21 protein-coding genes and 1 tRNA gene are annotated in these 14,314 nt (G+C 60.7%); 17 read left to right on the top strand and 5 right to left on the bottom strand.

What is annotated here, in order from left to right; all coding sequences use genetic code 11:
- The first annotated feature begins 8 nt into the window (after positions 1 to 8).
- The 9 genes from glyA to B3H86_RS10620 all read left to right on the top strand — a co-directional run bounded on the left by glyA (position 9) and on the right by B3H86_RS10620 (position 6,579).
- Positions 9 to 1,292 carry a serine hydroxymethyltransferase gene (gene glyA / locus B3H86_RS10660; protein ID WP_292053688.1) on the top strand — a complete coding sequence of 428 codons (1,284 nt, stop codon included), beginning with the start codon at positions 9 to 11 and terminating at the stop codon, positions 1,290 to 1,292.
- A 9-nt stretch (positions 1,293 to 1,301) separates the two neighbouring features.
- The gene (gene nrdR / locus B3H86_RS10655) at positions 1,302 to 1,781 is read left to right on the top strand and encodes a transcriptional regulator NrdR (RefSeq protein ID WP_292053685.1); all 480 of its coding nucleotides are present in this window, start codon (positions 1,302 to 1,304) and stop codon (positions 1,779 to 1,781) included.
- On the top strand, positions 1,781 to 2,407 hold the full coding sequence (locus B3H86_RS10650; RefSeq protein WP_292053683.1) for a RibD family protein: 627 nt from the start codon (positions 1,781 to 1,783) through the stop codon (positions 2,405 to 2,407). The genes nrdR and B3H86_RS10650 overlap by 1 nt, the downstream gene beginning before the upstream one ends.
- Positions 2,408 to 2,410: 3 nt before the next feature.
- Positions 2,411 to 3,001, top strand: coding sequence for a riboflavin synthase (locus B3H86_RS10645; protein ID WP_292053680.1), 591 nt, complete (start codon positions 2,411 to 2,413; stop codon positions 2,999 to 3,001).
- Entirely contained in the window at positions 3,001 to 4,134 is a 1,134-nt protein-coding gene (gene ribB / locus B3H86_RS10640; protein WP_292053677.1) for a 3,4-dihydroxy-2-butanone-4-phosphate synthase, read from the top strand. The genes B3H86_RS10645 and ribB overlap by 1 nt, the downstream gene beginning before the upstream one ends.
- The gene (gene ribH, locus B3H86_RS10635) at positions 4,104 to 4,592 is read left to right on the top strand and encodes a 6,7-dimethyl-8-ribityllumazine synthase (protein WP_409450215.1); all 489 of its coding nucleotides are present in this window, start codon (positions 4,104 to 4,106) and stop codon (positions 4,590 to 4,592) included. The genes ribB and ribH overlap by 31 nt, the downstream gene beginning before the upstream one ends.
- Before the next feature lie 35 nt (positions 4,593 to 4,627).
- Positions 4,628 to 5,122 carry a transcription antitermination factor NusB gene (gene nusB / locus B3H86_RS10630; RefSeq protein WP_292053828.1) on the top strand — a complete coding sequence of 165 codons (495 nt, stop codon included), beginning with the start codon at positions 4,628 to 4,630 and terminating at the stop codon, positions 5,120 to 5,122.
- Entirely contained in the window at positions 5,109 to 6,098 is a 990-nt protein-coding gene (thiL, locus tag B3H86_RS10625) for a thiamine-phosphate kinase (protein ID WP_292053674.1), read from the top strand. Before nusB ends, thiL begins: the two co-directional genes overlap by 14 nt.
- 112 nt (positions 6,099 to 6,210) lie before the next feature.
- Complete coding sequence (locus tag B3H86_RS10620) at positions 6,211 to 6,579, top strand: hypothetical protein (RefSeq protein ID WP_292053671.1); 369 nt, start codon at positions 6,211 to 6,213, stop codon at positions 6,577 to 6,579.
- A 60-nt stretch (positions 6,580 to 6,639) separates the two neighbouring features.
- On the opposite strand, the gene B3H86_RS10615 is transcribed toward B3H86_RS10620, so the two are convergent.
- A complete protein-coding gene (locus B3H86_RS10615) occupies positions 6,640 to 7,119 on the bottom strand; it encodes an outer membrane protein assembly factor BamE (RefSeq protein ID WP_292053669.1) in 480 nt (159 codons plus the stop codon).
- A 91-nt stretch (positions 7,120 to 7,210) separates the two neighbouring features.
- Here B3H86_RS10615 and B3H86_RS10610 point away from each other — a divergent pair, with 91 nt between their 5' ends.
- From B3H86_RS10610 to B3H86_RS10580, 7 genes are all read left to right on the top strand, one after another.
- The gene (locus tag B3H86_RS10610; protein WP_292053667.1) at positions 7,211 to 7,738 is read left to right on the top strand and encodes a ubiquinol-cytochrome C chaperone family protein; all 528 of its coding nucleotides are present in this window, start codon (positions 7,211 to 7,213) and stop codon (positions 7,736 to 7,738) included.
- Complete coding sequence (locus B3H86_RS10605) at positions 7,735 to 8,256, top strand: YceD family protein (RefSeq protein ID WP_292053665.1); 522 nt, start codon at positions 7,735 to 7,737, stop codon at positions 8,254 to 8,256. The genes B3H86_RS10610 and B3H86_RS10605 overlap by 4 nt, the downstream gene beginning before the upstream one ends.
- 93 nt (positions 8,257 to 8,349) lie before the next feature.
- Positions 8,350 to 9,417 carry a phosphate acyltransferase PlsX gene (plsX, locus tag B3H86_RS10600; protein ID WP_292053662.1) on the top strand — a complete coding sequence of 356 codons (1,068 nt, stop codon included), beginning with the start codon at positions 8,350 to 8,352 and terminating at the stop codon, positions 9,415 to 9,417.
- Positions 9,414 to 10,391 (top strand): beta-ketoacyl-ACP synthase III, encoded by a 978-nt coding sequence (locus B3H86_RS10595; protein WP_292053658.1) that lies wholly within the window; start codon positions 9,414 to 9,416, stop codon positions 10,389 to 10,391. Before plsX ends, B3H86_RS10595 begins: the two co-directional genes overlap by 4 nt.
- Before the next feature lie 75 nt (positions 10,392 to 10,466).
- The gene (locus tag B3H86_RS10590) at positions 10,467 to 10,775 is read left to right on the top strand and encodes an integration host factor subunit alpha (protein WP_292053656.1); all 309 of its coding nucleotides are present in this window, start codon (positions 10,467 to 10,469) and stop codon (positions 10,773 to 10,775) included.
- A 2-nt stretch (positions 10,776 to 10,777) separates the two neighbouring features.
- Positions 10,778 to 11,167, top strand: coding sequence for a MerR family transcriptional regulator (locus tag B3H86_RS10585; protein ID WP_292053654.1), 390 nt, complete (start codon positions 10,778 to 10,780; stop codon positions 11,165 to 11,167).
- Positions 11,168 to 11,238: 71 nt separating this feature from the next.
- A tRNA-Pro gene (locus B3H86_RS10580) sits at positions 11,239 to 11,315 on the top strand.
- A gap of 65 nt (positions 11,316 to 11,380) precedes the next feature.
- Here the strand turns inward: B3H86_RS10580 and B3H86_RS10575 are convergent.
- The 3 genes from B3H86_RS10575 to B3H86_RS10565 all read right to left on the bottom strand — a co-directional run bounded on the left by B3H86_RS10575 (position 11,381) and on the right by B3H86_RS10565 (position 12,704).
- A complete protein-coding gene (locus B3H86_RS10575) occupies positions 11,381 to 12,145 on the bottom strand; it encodes a TylF/MycF/NovP-related O-methyltransferase (protein WP_292053651.1) in 765 nt (254 codons plus the stop codon).
- A 104-nt stretch (positions 12,146 to 12,249) separates the two neighbouring features.
- Positions 12,250 to 12,453 carry a DUF2842 domain-containing protein gene (locus B3H86_RS10570; protein WP_292053649.1) on the bottom strand — a complete coding sequence of 68 codons (204 nt, stop codon included), beginning with the start codon at positions 12,451 to 12,453 and terminating at the stop codon, positions 12,250 to 12,252.
- Positions 12,453 to 12,704 (bottom strand): transglycosylase, encoded by a 252-nt coding sequence (locus B3H86_RS10565; RefSeq protein WP_292053646.1) that lies wholly within the window; start codon positions 12,702 to 12,704, stop codon positions 12,453 to 12,455. The genes B3H86_RS10570 and B3H86_RS10565 overlap by 1 nt, the downstream gene beginning before the upstream one ends.
- A 137-nt stretch (positions 12,705 to 12,841) precedes the next feature.
- On the opposite strand from B3H86_RS10565, the gene B3H86_RS10560 reads away from it, so the two are divergent.
- Positions 12,842 to 13,900: a COX15/CtaA family protein gene (locus tag B3H86_RS10560; RefSeq protein ID WP_292053643.1), complete on the top strand. Its 1,059-nt coding sequence runs from the start codon at positions 12,842 to 12,844 to the stop codon at positions 13,898 to 13,900.
- Positions 13,901 to 13,945: 45 nt separating this feature from the next.
- Here the strand turns inward: B3H86_RS10560 and B3H86_RS10555 are convergent, their stop codons facing one another.
- Positions 13,946 to 14,299 (bottom strand): hypothetical protein, encoded by a 354-nt coding sequence (locus B3H86_RS10555; protein ID WP_292053640.1) that lies wholly within the window; start codon positions 14,297 to 14,299, stop codon positions 13,946 to 13,948.
- Positions 14,300 to 14,314: the final 15 nt, after the last annotated feature.

Raw genomic sequence — 14,314 nt, 5'->3', positions numbered from 1 at the left:
TTCTCACAGTGACCGCCTTCACCCACGACTCCTATTTCACCAAGTCTCTGGCCGATGCCGATCCGGAGATTTTCGGCGGCATTCAAAGCGAGCTGGGTCGCCAGCAGGAGCAGATCGAGCTGATCGCTTCTGAAAACATCGTCTCCAAGGCGGTGCTGGAAGCCCAGGGTTCGGTCCTGACCAACAAATACGCCGAAGGCTATCCGGGCCGTCGCTACTATGGTGGCTGCGAGTTCGTGGACATCACCGAAGATCTGGCCCGCGAGCGCGCCAAGAAGCTGTTCGGCTGCGAATTCGTCAACGTCCAGCCGCACTCGGGCGCACAGGCCAACCAGGCCGTGTTCTTCGCCCTGCTGCAACCGGGCGATACCTTCCTTGGCATGGACCTCGCCTGCGGCGGTCACCTGACCCACGGTTCGCCCGCCAACCAGTCGGGCAAGTGGTTCCGTCCGGTGACCTATAAGGTCCGCGAAGACGACCACACCATCGACTATGACAACGTCGCCGAAATGGCCGAGCGCGAGAAGCCCAAGCTGATCCTCGCCGGTGCTTCGGCCTATGCCCGTCAGATCGATTTCAAGCGTTTCCGCGAGATCGCTGACTCGGTCGGTGCCTATCTGATGGTCGACATGGCCCACTATGCCGGTCTGATCGCAGGCGGCGTCTATCCGGACCCGCTGCCGCATGCCCACGTGGTCACCACCACCACCCACAAGACCCTGCGCGGTCCGCGCGGCGGCATGATCCTGTCGAACGATGTGGATCTGGGCAAGAAGATCAACTCGGCTGTGTTCCCGGGTCTGCAAGGCGGCCCGCTGGAGCACGTCATCGCCGGTAAGGCCGTGGCCTTCGGTGAGGCCCTCAAACCGGAATTCAAGGCCTATGCCCAACAGGTCGTGAAGAACGCCAAGGTCCTGTCCGAGACTCTGATCGAGCGCGGTCTGGCCATCGTCACCGGCGGAACCGACAGCCACCTGATGCTGGTCGATCTGCGTCCGAAGGGCGTGACCGGCAAGGCCACCGAGCACGAGCTCGAAAAGGCCCTAATGACCTGCAACAAGAACGGCGTGCCGTTCGACACCGCACCGTTCACGGTCACCTCGGGCATCCGTCTGGGTACGCCGGCGGGAACCACCCGTGGTTTCGGCGAGGAAGAGTTCCGTCAGATCGGTCACTGGATCGCCGACGTTGTCTCGTCGATGAACGGTGGCGACGAAGCCGATCCTGCTGTGATCGCCTCGGTCGCGGCTCAGGTGCGCGAGCTCACCAACCGCTTCCCGATCTATCGCTAAGGTACTGAAATGAAGTGCCCTTTCTGCGGAAATGCTGACACCCAGGTGAAGGATAGCCGACCGTCGGATGACGGATCGGCCATCCGCCGTCGCCGCTCGTGTCCGCAATGCGGGGGGCGCTTCACCACCTTTGAGCGGGTTCAGCTGCGGGAGCTGGTCATCCTGAAGCGCAATGGCCGCCGCACGCCATTTGATCGCGACAAGCTGGAACGCTCGCTGGGCATCGCGCTTCGGAAGCGTCCGGTCACGCCCGATCAGGTCGAACAACTGGTCAGCCGTATAGTGCGCCAGCTGGAAAGCCTCGGCGAAACCGAAATCCAGTCCAGCGTGGTCGGTGACTTCATCATGAAGGCGCTCAAGAGCGTCGATGAAGTGGCCTATGTGCGCTACGCCTCGGTCTACAAGGATTTCCGCCATACCAGCGACTTCGCCAAATTCCTTGGCGAAGAAGGTTTTGACGAGACGAAGCCGCGCGGCGATTTCGGCTGATGCGCCCGCGCGTCACTCTGAAACTGGCGACGTCGCTCGACGGGCGGATTGCTATGGCATCCGGCGAAAGCCAGTGGATCACCGGCCCTGAATCCCGTTTGCACGGCCATCGTCTGCGGGCCAGCCACGATGCCATTCTGGTTGGTGTCGAGACGGTATTGGCTGATGATCCCCGCCTGAATGTCCGCATCGATGGCGAGAACCATACCGATCCGCGGCCTGTCGTTCTGGACAGTCTTTTGCGTACGCCGCCCTCCGCCAAACTGTTGGACAGGGCCTGGGTTGTGACAACAGCCACACCGCGCGATCTGGGGCGGGGTGAGGTCATCCAGATCGCTCCTGATGCGTCCGGCCGCCCTTCGCCCGAGGCTGTGCTTGAACTGCTGGGTAGCCGCGAAATCGGCAGCGTCCTGATCGAAGGTGGTGGCCGGGTGGCCGCATCCTTTGTAAAGGCAGGTCTGGTCGATGTGATCGAGTGGTTCCGGGCCCCTGTTTTGCTGGGTCACGAGGGGCGTCCGGCCATTGCGGCTCTGGGTTTTGACCGACTTTCGGATACGCCAAGGTTCAGGCGTCTTGCGGTTTCGCCTTCGGGTGACGACCTGTGGGAACGCTACGAGAAGGCATGAAGTATGTTTACAGGCATTGTCACTGACATCGGGCGCGTTCGGGACGTCCGCCGCACCAACCGCGATTGGCGCTATGAGATCGAGACTGTGTGGGACACGTCCACCATCGATCTGGGTGCTTCGGTCTCACACGCGGGCTGCTGCCTGACAGTGACCGAGAAGGGCGAGGGCTGGTTCGCGGTCGAGGTGTCCGCCGAAACCCTGTCCAAAACTAAGCTGGGCGAATGGACCGAAGGTTCGCGCATCAACCTTGAACGCGCCGCGACGCTGGGTTCGGAACTGGGTGGCCACATCGTCTCGGGCCACGTCGATGGCCTGGGTACAGTCGTCTCGATCACGCCGGAAAACGGATCCCACCGTCTGGTGTTCGAGGCACCGGCCCCGCTGCACCGTTTCATCGCGCCCAAGGGCTCCATCACCGTCGATGGCGTTTCCCTGACCGTGAACGAGGTCGAAGGACAGACCTTCGGCGTGAATATCATCCCCCACACCTGGGACGCGACCACCCTCGGTACGCTAAAGGTAGGGGATAAGGTCAATCTGGAGATTGATATGCTGGCGCGATACCTCGCGCGGTGGCAGGAGACTGCATAATGCAACTGACGTCCGCCACCCCCGACAGCCCGATCAGCCCGATCGAAGACATCATCGACGACGCCCGTAATGGCCGTCCGTACATCCTCGTGGATGCCGAAGACCGCGAGAACGAGGGCGACGTCATCATTCCGGCCCAGTTCGCCACGCCGGACCAGATCAACTTCATGGCCAAGCATGCGCGCGGCCTGATCTGTCTGGCCCTGACCGCCGAACGGGCCAAGCAACTGCGCCTGCCGCCGATGGCGGCGGAAAACCGCGAGAGCATGGGCACCGCCTTCACCGTCTCGATCGAGGCTAAGGAAGGCGTGACGACGGGTATCTCGGCGGCTGACCGCGCGCGCACCGTTCAGGTGGCATCCGACCCCAGCAAGGGCGCGGACGATATCGTCTCGCCGGGCCACATCTTCCCGCTGGTCGCGCGTGACGGCGGCGTTCTGGTCCGTACCGGCCACACCGAGGCTGCTGTCGATATCAGCCGCATGGCGGGCCTGATCCCCGCAGGCGTGATCTGCGAGATCATGAACGACGACGGCACGATGGCGCGTATGCCCGATCTGGTGGCCTTCGCGCAGAAGCACGGGCTTAAGATCGGCACCATCGCCGACCTGATCGCCTATCGCCGCCGCACCGAACGTTTCGTCGAGCGCACGTTGGATACGCCGTTCGAGAGCATCTATGGCGGCACCTTCCGCATGATCGTGTATCGCAACACCATCGAAGGTCACGAGCACGTGGCGCTGGTGAAGGGCGACATCACACCCGATCAGGTCACCCGCGTGCGGATGCACCAGATCGACTTTGCCGCGGACCTGCTGGGCCATATCGAGGCCCGTCAGGACTATATTCCGCGCGCGCTTAAGGCTATGAGCCGTCATGACGGCCCTGCCGTTGCCGTATTTCTGCGCGATCCGGGCCTTCACAGGCTTTCGGAGCGTCTTGTCGGTGGCGACAAACCTGCGGCAGTCGACAGAGCCCTTAAAAACTATGGCGTAGGCGCGCAGATCCTGCTGGATCTGGGCGTTCGCGACATGACTGTAATGAGTTCCAACCGCCCCAATCCGACGGCGCTCGATGGCTATGGCCTTCGCATTGTCGGCTGGTGCGACATGGACGGAGAAGAGCAATCCTGACCGATCCCTATCGCGTCCTCATCGTCGAGGCACGCTTCTACGACGATCTCGCCGATGCGCTGCTGGACGGCGCAACCGATGCCCTGCGCGCGCAAGGCGTTGAATACGACGTCGTCACCGTTCCGGGCGCTCTCGAGATCCCGACCGTTATCGCTATGGCCGAAGAGGCCGGTCGCCTGCCGACCGCCCCGCGCTATGACGGTTACGTCGCCCTGGGTACCGTCATCCGTGGCGAGACCTATCACTTCGAGATCGTGGCCGACCAATCGGCTGCCGGTATCACCCAACTGGGTCTGAAGGGCATTGCCATCGGCAATGGCATCCTGACGACCGAAGACGAAGATCAGGCCTGGCACCGCGCCAAGCGTTCGGAAGCCGACAAGGGCGGTTTTGCCGCCCGTGCGTGCATCGATCTGATCAACCTGCGTAAACGCCTTGTGAAAGGACTGGCTTCGTGACGGACGCCCCCAAACCCGCCACCGTGGCCGAGGTGATGGCCCAACTGGCTGAGTCCGAAAAGGCCAACGCCGAGCCGCAGCTGACCAGCCGCCAGCGCCGCGCCCGTACCGTGGCCCGTCTGGCCGCCGTTCAGGCCCTGTACCAGATGGAACTGGTCGGCGAGCCTGCCGAGAAGGTGGTCCGCGAGTTCCGTAACTTCCGCTTTGACGGCGATATCGACGGCCAGACGATGGCCGAGGCCGACGAGGACTGGTTCGCAGACATCGTGAATGGTGTGGTGGCCGACCAAGCGTCGATCGACACGCTGGTGAAGTCGCATCTGGCGTCGAACTGGCGCATGGAGCGTCTGGATTCGACTGTCCGTGCCCTGCTGCGCTGCGGCACGTGGGAACTGAAGCACAAGCCGGAAGTGCCGCTGGAAATCGTCATCGACGAATATGTCGAGCTGGCCAAGGCCTTCTTCGACGACGCCGAGGCCAAGTTCGTGAACGCGGCGCTGGACGCCGTGGCACGCGATGCCCGCGATTGATGTCGTAGGCGAATTCGAGACTATCCAGCGGCTGCTGAAGCCGCTGGCCCATCCCGAGTGGGCGAGGGGGCTGGCCGACGATGTCGCCGCCCTTCCGTCCCGCCCGGGATTTGATCTGATCCTGACCAAGGATGCCTTGGTCGAAGGGGTCCATTTCCTTCCCGAAGATCCGCTGGACGAGGTGGCGCAGAAACTTTTGCGCGTGAACCTGTCCGATATCGCCGCCAAGGGCGCGGTGCCTTTCGGCTATCTTCTGGCCTGTCACTGGTCCGAACGCTGCGGCTGGCCCGAGCGCGAGGCGTTCGTGGCGGGCCTGCGCCGCGATCAGGCGATGTTCGATATCCATCTGATAGGGGGTGATACCGTCCGTACTCCCGGCCCCCTGTCATTCTCGGTAACGATGCTGGGCTGGGTTCCAGCAGGGCGCGCCGTTCACCGTGGAGGTGCAAATGCCGGTGATGCCGTCTTTGTCACCGGCACGATCGGTGACGGCTGGTTGGGGCTACAGGCCTGTCAGGGGACGCTGAAGTTGGCGCAAGACAGGCTGGACTATCTCAGGCGGGTCTACAGAACCCCTATGCCCCAGACTGATTTTGCCGACATCGTCCTCAGATATGCCACGGCCAGTGCGGACGTATCGGACGGACTGCTGGCCGACGCGGGACGTCTGGCGACGGCCAGCGGTCTGGGTGTTGCGATCGATCTGGAGGTCACGCCGCGTTCGGCCGCTGCGGATTCGTGGTTTGAAGGACGTGTCGACGAGCAGGCTGCGCTGGAGCAGCTGGCAACAGGCGGCGATGACTACCAAATCCTGTTCACCGCGCCGCCCGCACTGGAAGAAACGCTGAGGCGCGAGGCGGATCGCCGGCATATCCGTTTGACGCGGGTGGGTACGATGGAGGCCGGTAACGGTCTGACCGTGCGTTATCGCGGTGCTGTCATCGAGCCCGCCGTTACGGGCTGGACCCACGACTAGCTGCAATGAGTTGATAACAGCTCGGCTGTAGGCTGGGGCCATGTCAGCACGCACTCTCATAACAATCGGCGCCTTGCTGGGAACGAGCCTTAGCCTTCCTTCATCTGTGGCTGTGGCTTCATCGCCAGAAAAAGAAGCCCCCGCAGAAGCCGCGTGGGTCACGATGACCGGTGTCGGCTTGCCTGTTTTTGCCGAGGGGCGGGTACGTAATCATGTCTTTGTCGAGCTGAAGCTGCACCTGAAACCGGGGTTTGCGCCTGAACAGGCGAGGGCGAAGGATGCTCTCATGCGCGATGCCCTGATACGTCAGGGGCATCAGCGTTCGTTCGGAGAGGCGCGCAACTGGAACCGCATAGACGAGCGCGCCCTGGCGGCAGCGGTACAACAGATTGCCAATACCCAGTTGGGGCGTGGCAATGTGCTCAGGGTCGAGATCGTGCGCCAGACACCGCGTATGCGTGTGCGCAATCCAGTGGGCTAGGCCATAAAATAACGGCCCCGCCATTCGACGGAGCCGTTATTTGAATTCTGCGCGAATCGATCAGTCGCGGCGTTGTTGACCCGGTACGTCCTGATCGGTGCGCGGCAGCTGGCCGCGGCCGACGTTACCCAACAGCTGCTCCAGAACGGTAAGGGAGCGACCGCGGGTCGGGGTTTCGCGCTTGGCCATAGCGATTTCGACCTGGTCATCCAGGTTGACGGTGCGCACATTGGCGACCACGCCATTGCCCTCGTTAAAGGTGATTTCGGTAATGTTGCGCTGGGTCACCTTGGGCGTCGAATAGGTGTAACGCTCGGTGACCTGAGTGACGTAATACCAGACGTTTTCGGCCTCGAAGGTCGAAGCGGTCGATGGGGACCCCAGTTTGGCCAGCACAGTTTCACGCGTGTCGGTGCCTACGACAATATCGTCGGGTTTGTTGTCGATGACCTGAAAGCCCTGCGTGGCGATGCGCGGCGCGCAAGCAGCGGTAAGGACTGTCAGGGAAATGACGGCGAGAAGCGACTTGGTGCGGAGCATCTGCGATGGGCCTCTGCGAAACGAGTTCTTTGACCTAGCGCCCGTAGCACCTTAGTGCAACGTCGCGGAGTTAAGAGGGTCGTGAAATAATATGTTCAAGTCACTATTCAAAGCCAAACCTGTCCATCGTGAGGCATTGGACCTTTACGCTCTGGCCGTCGAGCAGGCGCGACAGCCGGTCTTTTACACGACCTTGGGCGTGGAGGACCGCATTGATGCGCGATTCGAACTCTACACCCTGCATGTTCTGCTGCTTTATGTCCGCTTGCGGCATGACAGCCCGCGCAGCGCGGAACTGGCGCAGGCCATGTTCGATCACTACGTCTCCGCTCTGGATAATGTTCTGCGTGAACTGGGTGTAGGTGACGTGTCGGTCGGCAAAAAGATGCGCAAACTGGGTGAGGCCCTGTACGGGCGTATGGCCAGCTATGAAAAGGCGCTATCGGAATTCGACTTGGAAACCCTGAAGGCTGGCATTGCCCGCAATGTCTACGGGCAGGACGACAGCGAACATGCTGCCGTTCTGGCCGACTATGCCTTTGCCTGTCACGCCGCACTGGCCAGCCAGACCATTGCCGAGATTGAACGCCGACCCAATTGGGCGCAAATTAGCGAATGACTGAAAATAAGCTTCCCTACAGCGAACCCGTTCGCCTCCACCAGATTGGCACCAGCCTTAGCCGCTCGCTGGAGCCGGATGCCGCGCAGCGCGCCCGCATCGCCAAGGCGCTGGATCTGGTTTCGCTGGAGAATTTCACGGCTGATCTGAATGTCGTGCCGACGGTTTCGGGCTGGCGGATGACAGGCCGTGTCATTGCCGATGTGGTGCAGGCCTGTGGCCTGACGCTGGAGCCGCTGCCGTCGCATATCGATCGCGACTTCACGGTCAATCTGGTGGAAAAGCTGGAAGTACCCGTCAACGAGGACGGCGAAATCGATATCGAGCTGGACGACGAATTCCCGGACGAGGTCGAGGAAGGCAAGATCGATCTGGGACAATATGCTGTCGAACAGCTGTTCCTGTCGCTGGACCCGTTCCCGCGCAAGGAAGGAGCTGTTTTCGAGCAGCCGCCCGAGCCCGTGGAAATCTCTCCGTTTGCAGCCTTGCAAGCTTTGAAAGATAAGAGCCAAGGTTGACCTAGCGTCGCCTTGGTAGCATCCAACAGCGCGACAATAGTTCGCACTACCCCAGTATCCACCGCTGTATGCGGTGCCGGAGACCCGACGATTTTGGCATCCTCGACCTTGATTTCTCTAGACGCCATGGGTGGCGATCACGGCCCCTCGGTCGTTGTTGGAGGCGTAAAAGCCTATCGCGCCCGCTATGGCGGCGAGGGCGTCCATTTCCTCCTGCACGGCGATGAACCCGCAATCCGCGCGGAGATGGCCAAGAATGGCCTTACCGACGCGGAAGTCTCGGTTCGCCACACCGACAAGGTTGTGGCGATGGACGAAAAGCCCGCCACCGCCATGCGCCGTGGCAAGGGTTCAAGCCTGTGGAACGCTATCGAAGCCGTCAAAAACGGCGAGGCGGCCGCCGTCGTCTCGGCGGGTAACACCGGCGCACTGATGGCGATTTCGAAGCTACAGCTTCGCATGCAGTCAACGGCGCTCGAGCGTCCGGCGATTGTGGCCTCGTGGCCGACGCTGCGCGGTACGACCTCCGTGCTGGACGTCGGGGCCAATATCGGCAGCGACGCCAAGCAATTGGTAGAATTCGCCATCATGGGCGAAGCTTTCCAGAGCGCGGTCCACGGCACGCAAAATCCTTCTGTCGGCGTGCTGAACGTCGGCTCTGAAGATATGAAGGGTCACGACGAGGTGCGTGAGGCCCACACCATGCTGCGTTCGGGACATCTGCCGATCAACTACTACGGCTTTGTCGAAGGTGATGACATTGCCAAGGGCACGGTCGATGTGATCGTCACCGACGGGTTCACCGGCAATATCGCGCTGAAGACGGCTGAGGGCACGGCCCGCTTCATCGGCACACTTTTGAAAGATGCTCTTAAATCCGGGCTCCAGTCCAAGATTGGTGCCCTCATTGCCATGCCTGCCCTGAAGCAGATGTCGCGCAAGATCGACCCCAGCGCCGTCAATGGCGGCCCTTTGCTGGGCCTGAACGGTCTGGTGGTGAAGAGCCACGGCGGGGCCACGGCCGAGGGTTTCGGCAATGCCATCCGTGTGGCCGTTGATCTGGCCCGCAGCGACTATCTGACCAAGGTCGGTGCCAATCTGGCGCGTATGGCCGAAATGGCCGAAGCGGTTGCCAAGACCGAAACGGAGTCTTCCGAGTGAGCGTAATCAGAACGGCCATCACGGGCGTCGGATCATTTCTTCCGGAAACCGTCGTCACCAACGAAGAACTGAGCAAGACGGTCGATACGTCCGATGAATGGATCGTCGAACGCACCGGCATCCGCCAGCGTCACAAGGCTGCGGATGATCAACCGACCAGCGATCTGGCGGTCGAAGCCGCCAAACGCGCTTTGGCCGATGCTGGAAAGACGGCTGCCGATGTCGATCTGATCGTCGTGGCCACCACCACGCCTGACAGCACCTTCCCGGCGACCGCGGCGATCGTTCAGCAGAAGCTGGGCGCGCCGGTGGGTATTGCGTTTGACATCCAGGCTGTCTGCTCGGGCTTTGTCTATGCGCTCAGCGTCGTGGACGGCTTTGTTTCTCGCGGCCAGGCCAAGTGCGCACTGGTGATCGGTGCCGAGGAAATGACCCGCCTGATGGACTGGAACGACCGCACAACCTGCGTTCTGTTCGGTGACGGGGCAGGGGCGTTTGTTGTCGAGCCGCGAGAAGGTTCCGGCACCAAGGACGATCAGGGCGTTCTGGGTTTCGCCCTGCGTTGCGACGGTTCCAAAACCGATCTGCTATATGTTGATGGTGGTCCGTCCACGACGGGAACGGTTGGCCATCTGCGTATGGTCGGCAATCAGGTCTTCCGTCACGCCGTGGTGAATATTTCCGAGGCGATCGTTGCGGCGTCTGACGTCGCCGGCATCACCATTCCGGAAATCGACTGGTTCGTGCCGCATCAGGCCAATCAGCGAATCATCCGCGGTGTGGGCGAGCGTTTGGGTCTGGACGAGAATCGGGTGGTCTCCACCGTTGACCGCCACGCGAACACATCCGCCGCTTCGATCCCTCTGGCGATGGATGCCGCGATCAAGGATGGCCGCATAAAACGGGGTGATCTTGTGGTTGTCGAGGCAATGGGTGGCGGTTTGACCTGGGGCGCCTGCGCCTTCCGTTACTGATTTTCGCAAAGAGTGCTTTGATTTTTCGCTGTTTTGGCTTTGTATGATTCCCGGATGATCAACGGGGAGACACAAGTGACGGTACAGCACACTCTCACCCGGGCTGACCTGTGCGACGCGGTCCACGAAGAAGTGGGCCTATCGCGACAGGAATGCTCCGGTCTAGTAGAACGTACGCTCGAATTAGTGGTCGAATCCCTTGAGCGCGGCGAAACGGTCAAACTGTCCGGTTTCGGCGTGTTTCAAGTCCGGGAAAAGCGGGCTCGTATGGGCCGTAACCCCAAAACTGGTGAACCCGCCGCGATCAATCCGCGCCGTGTCATCAGCTTCCGCGCTTCCCAGATCATGAAATCGAGGGTCCACGACGCCGTTGTCGAGGATTAAGATTGTCCAAGAGTCCGCAAGCTTTCCGCTCCATTTCCGAAGCCGCAGACGAGGTGGGGGTTCCCCAGCACGTCCTTAGGTTCTGGGAGGGCAAGCTGGATTTCATCCAGCCTGTGAAGCGTGCGGGTGGGCGACGTTTCTATCGCCCCGAGGATATCCAGCTGCTCAAGGACGTCCGGCGCCTGCTCCATGACGAGGGCATGACGATCAAGGGCGTCGAGCGGCTGTATAAAGACAAGAAGGCGCGGCCGCCGCGTGCAGCTGTTCAGATCGCTGCACCTGGAACCGCGTCAAACAACGCCTTGTCGGCTGTCACACGCGAACAGCTATCTTTGACGCTGGCGCGGATCGAGGCCGCGCAGGCCCGTTTGGCGGCCGTTCTGTCCCATTAGACGCAGCTTATTGTTCATAAGCCGTTTTTTGGTTTGCGGAGTGCGCGTGGTCCGTCTATACGGAGCGCCTTCGGAGCGTGGCGCAGCCTGGTAGCGCACTTGACTGGGGGTCAAGGGGTCGCAGGTTCGAATCCTGTCGCTCCGACCATTTCCCTTCGGGGAGTTGGCATGGAAAAGGGCACCTTCGGGTGCCCTTTTTGCTGCGCTCGATATCTACAGATGCGCGCGGAAAACAAAGTGCGGATAGATCTGTTCGCACCGTGCACCACGCTCGTCGATCCATTCTTCGACCGCCTGCGTTGCCCCTAGGCAGGATGAGGCTGTCGCATCGTCATAAATGACGTAAACGCCGGGCGTCACATACGGATGGACCGCATTCTGGATGTATTTGATCGGGTGGTAGATATCGAGATCGATATGGGCCAGACCGAATCTGTGGTCCGTAGAGAACCGGGACGGAAAGATCTCTTCGACAAGGCCTTTGACCGTTACCAGATTATCCAACCCGATCGAGCGGGCATAATCCTTGATCTCTTCTTCGTCGGAGTTCGCGAAATCGCCTTCGCTGTGGTGATCTACCGACTTGTCGGTCGTGGGCATGCCGGCAAAGGTGTCGCAGGCATAGACCTTGGCTTCGGGATAAAGCCGCTTGAGCACGGTCGCGATGAAGATTGCGCTTCCTCCGCGATATGAGCCGAACTCGATCACATCGCGTGAAGCCAGCTGCTCGAAATGCAGAACCATGATCAGAAACAGGTTCATCGTTCGATGGTAATGCATGACGGAGCGCCCCTGTGCGTTCTCGCATGCTTCGATGAATAGCGGGTGCTGCTCCAGCAGCTGGGCGGTGTTGCCGTATTCCAGGCCTACGCCACGGATGGTGCCGTCATACAGACTGCGGCCATTCGTGATCTGGCGGACCATATTGATGGGCGGAAGAACAATATCGCTGTAACCAGCGCGTACCAGTGCGGACATGGCGTCTCCTGACGGACTCAGTGAGAAGGCTACGCAAGCTACGCTATTGGCGTGTATCTATAGACGCACAACCGAAGGTATGTACACCGGCTAATGTACGCGCCTTATTTCCGGTTTTCGCGTTCTGCCCAACGCAGCAGAGGAATGAGGGGAAAGCCCCAACCGATACCGGCCACGGTGAAGAAGATCATATCCACCCACCAAATGTCGGGCAGATACTCGTTCAGGGTCACGGCACCCCAAACCCAGAAAACGAGAAAGACCAGCACGGCGATTGCGGCCACGAACCGGCGTAGGCGAGGGGGCATCAACGTTGTTTCCGGAACAGAAAATACAGCACGATAGCCGCAACAGCGCCGATGCCAGCGCCCATAGGCCAGAGCCAGCTATCAATCGTCGCCAGCGAGAAAACACGCAGCGCCAAAAAAGCACCGCCTGCCGCACCCGTCAAAGCTACGATAACAAAGCCCGGCAAGTCGCGTCGTCCGGTGATCAGATCAGCCAGCCAAGCCAACGCCAGGGCGACGAAAATGGTCACTGCTGCTTCGACATAGGGCATTAAATTGACGCTCCTCAACCAACCGTGACGCTTAAAAGAAGAATGCGACTCGAAATCGCCGCGAGTCAGGGGCATACCCCTGTACGGGCCGTCTGACGATAGACGGTCACCATATCGGGGCAAAGAGCAGGCGTCGAATGATGCGTATTGGTGAAACCACCCAAAGCCGGTCCGTCGCGATTTGGCTGTATGTCTGTGCGGCCTTGGTGTTCGCAATGGTCGTTGTGGGCGGTGTTACTCGCCTGACGGGTTCTGGCCTGTCTATTACGGAATGGCAGCCCATCATGGGCACGATCCCGCCGCTGAACCACGAGCAGTGGATGGTGGCCTTCGAGAAGTACAAGGCCATTCCCCAGTACCAACAGGTCAATGCCGGTATGTCCCTGCAGGAGTTCCAGGGCATTTTCTGGTGGGAATGGCTGCATCGCGTGATTGGCCGTTTGATCGGTGTCGTCTTTGCACTGCCCTTCCTGATATTCGTTGTGTTCAAGATAATGCCCCGCCGCCTTGTGTGGCGCAGTGTGGTGCTGCTGGGGCTGGGCGGCCTGCAAGGTCTGATCGGCTGGTGGATGGTCAGCTCGGGCCTCAGCGAGAGGGTCGATGTCGCGCCCGAGCGTCTGGCGGTTCACCTGGGTCTGGCCTTTATCATCTTCTCCGCCCTGATCTGGACGGGTCTGGAAGCATGGTCCGGGCAACAGTTCAACCGCGCCCCGCGCAGTTGGACGATTGGAGCGACAGCCCTTCTGGTAGTTGTCTTCCTGCAATGTCTGCTGGGCGCGCTTGTTGCCGGTGCCAAGGCCGGAATGGTCTATACTGACTGGCCGCTGATGAACGGCGCTGTATTCCCGCCTGTGGAATGGAGCGCGGGCGGTCTGGCCTTCCTGCATGATCAGGGTCTTGTGCAGTTCAATCACCGCATGGTGGCCTATGGGCTGCTGTTATTTGCGACACTTTATGCCGTGAACGCATGGCGCTGGCGGCTTGCGGAAGGTTCCGGCGCGTCGGCTCTGGCGCTGGCTGCGGCCATCTGGGGGCAGGCCCTTCTTGGCATCGCCACCTTGATGCACGCGGTACCTCTCACCCTTGGGGTCCTGCACCAGGCTATGGCGGCTCTGGTGTTGGGTCTGGCAACGTTGAATCTCTGGCTGGTGCGCCGTTCGCGCCCGCGGATCTTCAAATCGGGCCCGCGTACCTGACCTGAAATGAAAAACCCCGGAGGTCATATCCTCCGGGGTTTTGCTTTAGTGGGCATTCTTTCGGGCCACCAAGGCCGAACTGATCGTGCCGCCAAACCAGACTGCGCCAATAATCACCAGCAGGCCAAAATCGCGGCCGGTCCAGAACATCGGGATCAGGGCCAGCAAGGTGATCATGCCCGGGTAGAGCGTGGCCCATAGTGCGGATTTGGGTGACTCCAGCGTGATGATCGCGTTGGTAGGCAAACCCATGCGACGACGCATGAAATTATTCATCGGCGGAAATACTGCCGTAACGACTATCGCGATCAGCACATATTTCAAAAGCAGGCCCGGTTCACCGAAAATGGCCGCACTGCCGATCAACAGCCCCAGTGAACAGCCCGTAGTGACCGCCAACAGGGCATTGGGTTC

This window comes from Brevundimonas sp. UBA5866 (genome assembly GCF_002432125.1).
Classification (GTDB): domain Bacteria; phylum Pseudomonadota; class Alphaproteobacteria; order Caulobacterales; family Caulobacteraceae; genus Brevundimonas.
This window is presented reverse-complemented; position numbering and strand designations above follow the sequence as displayed.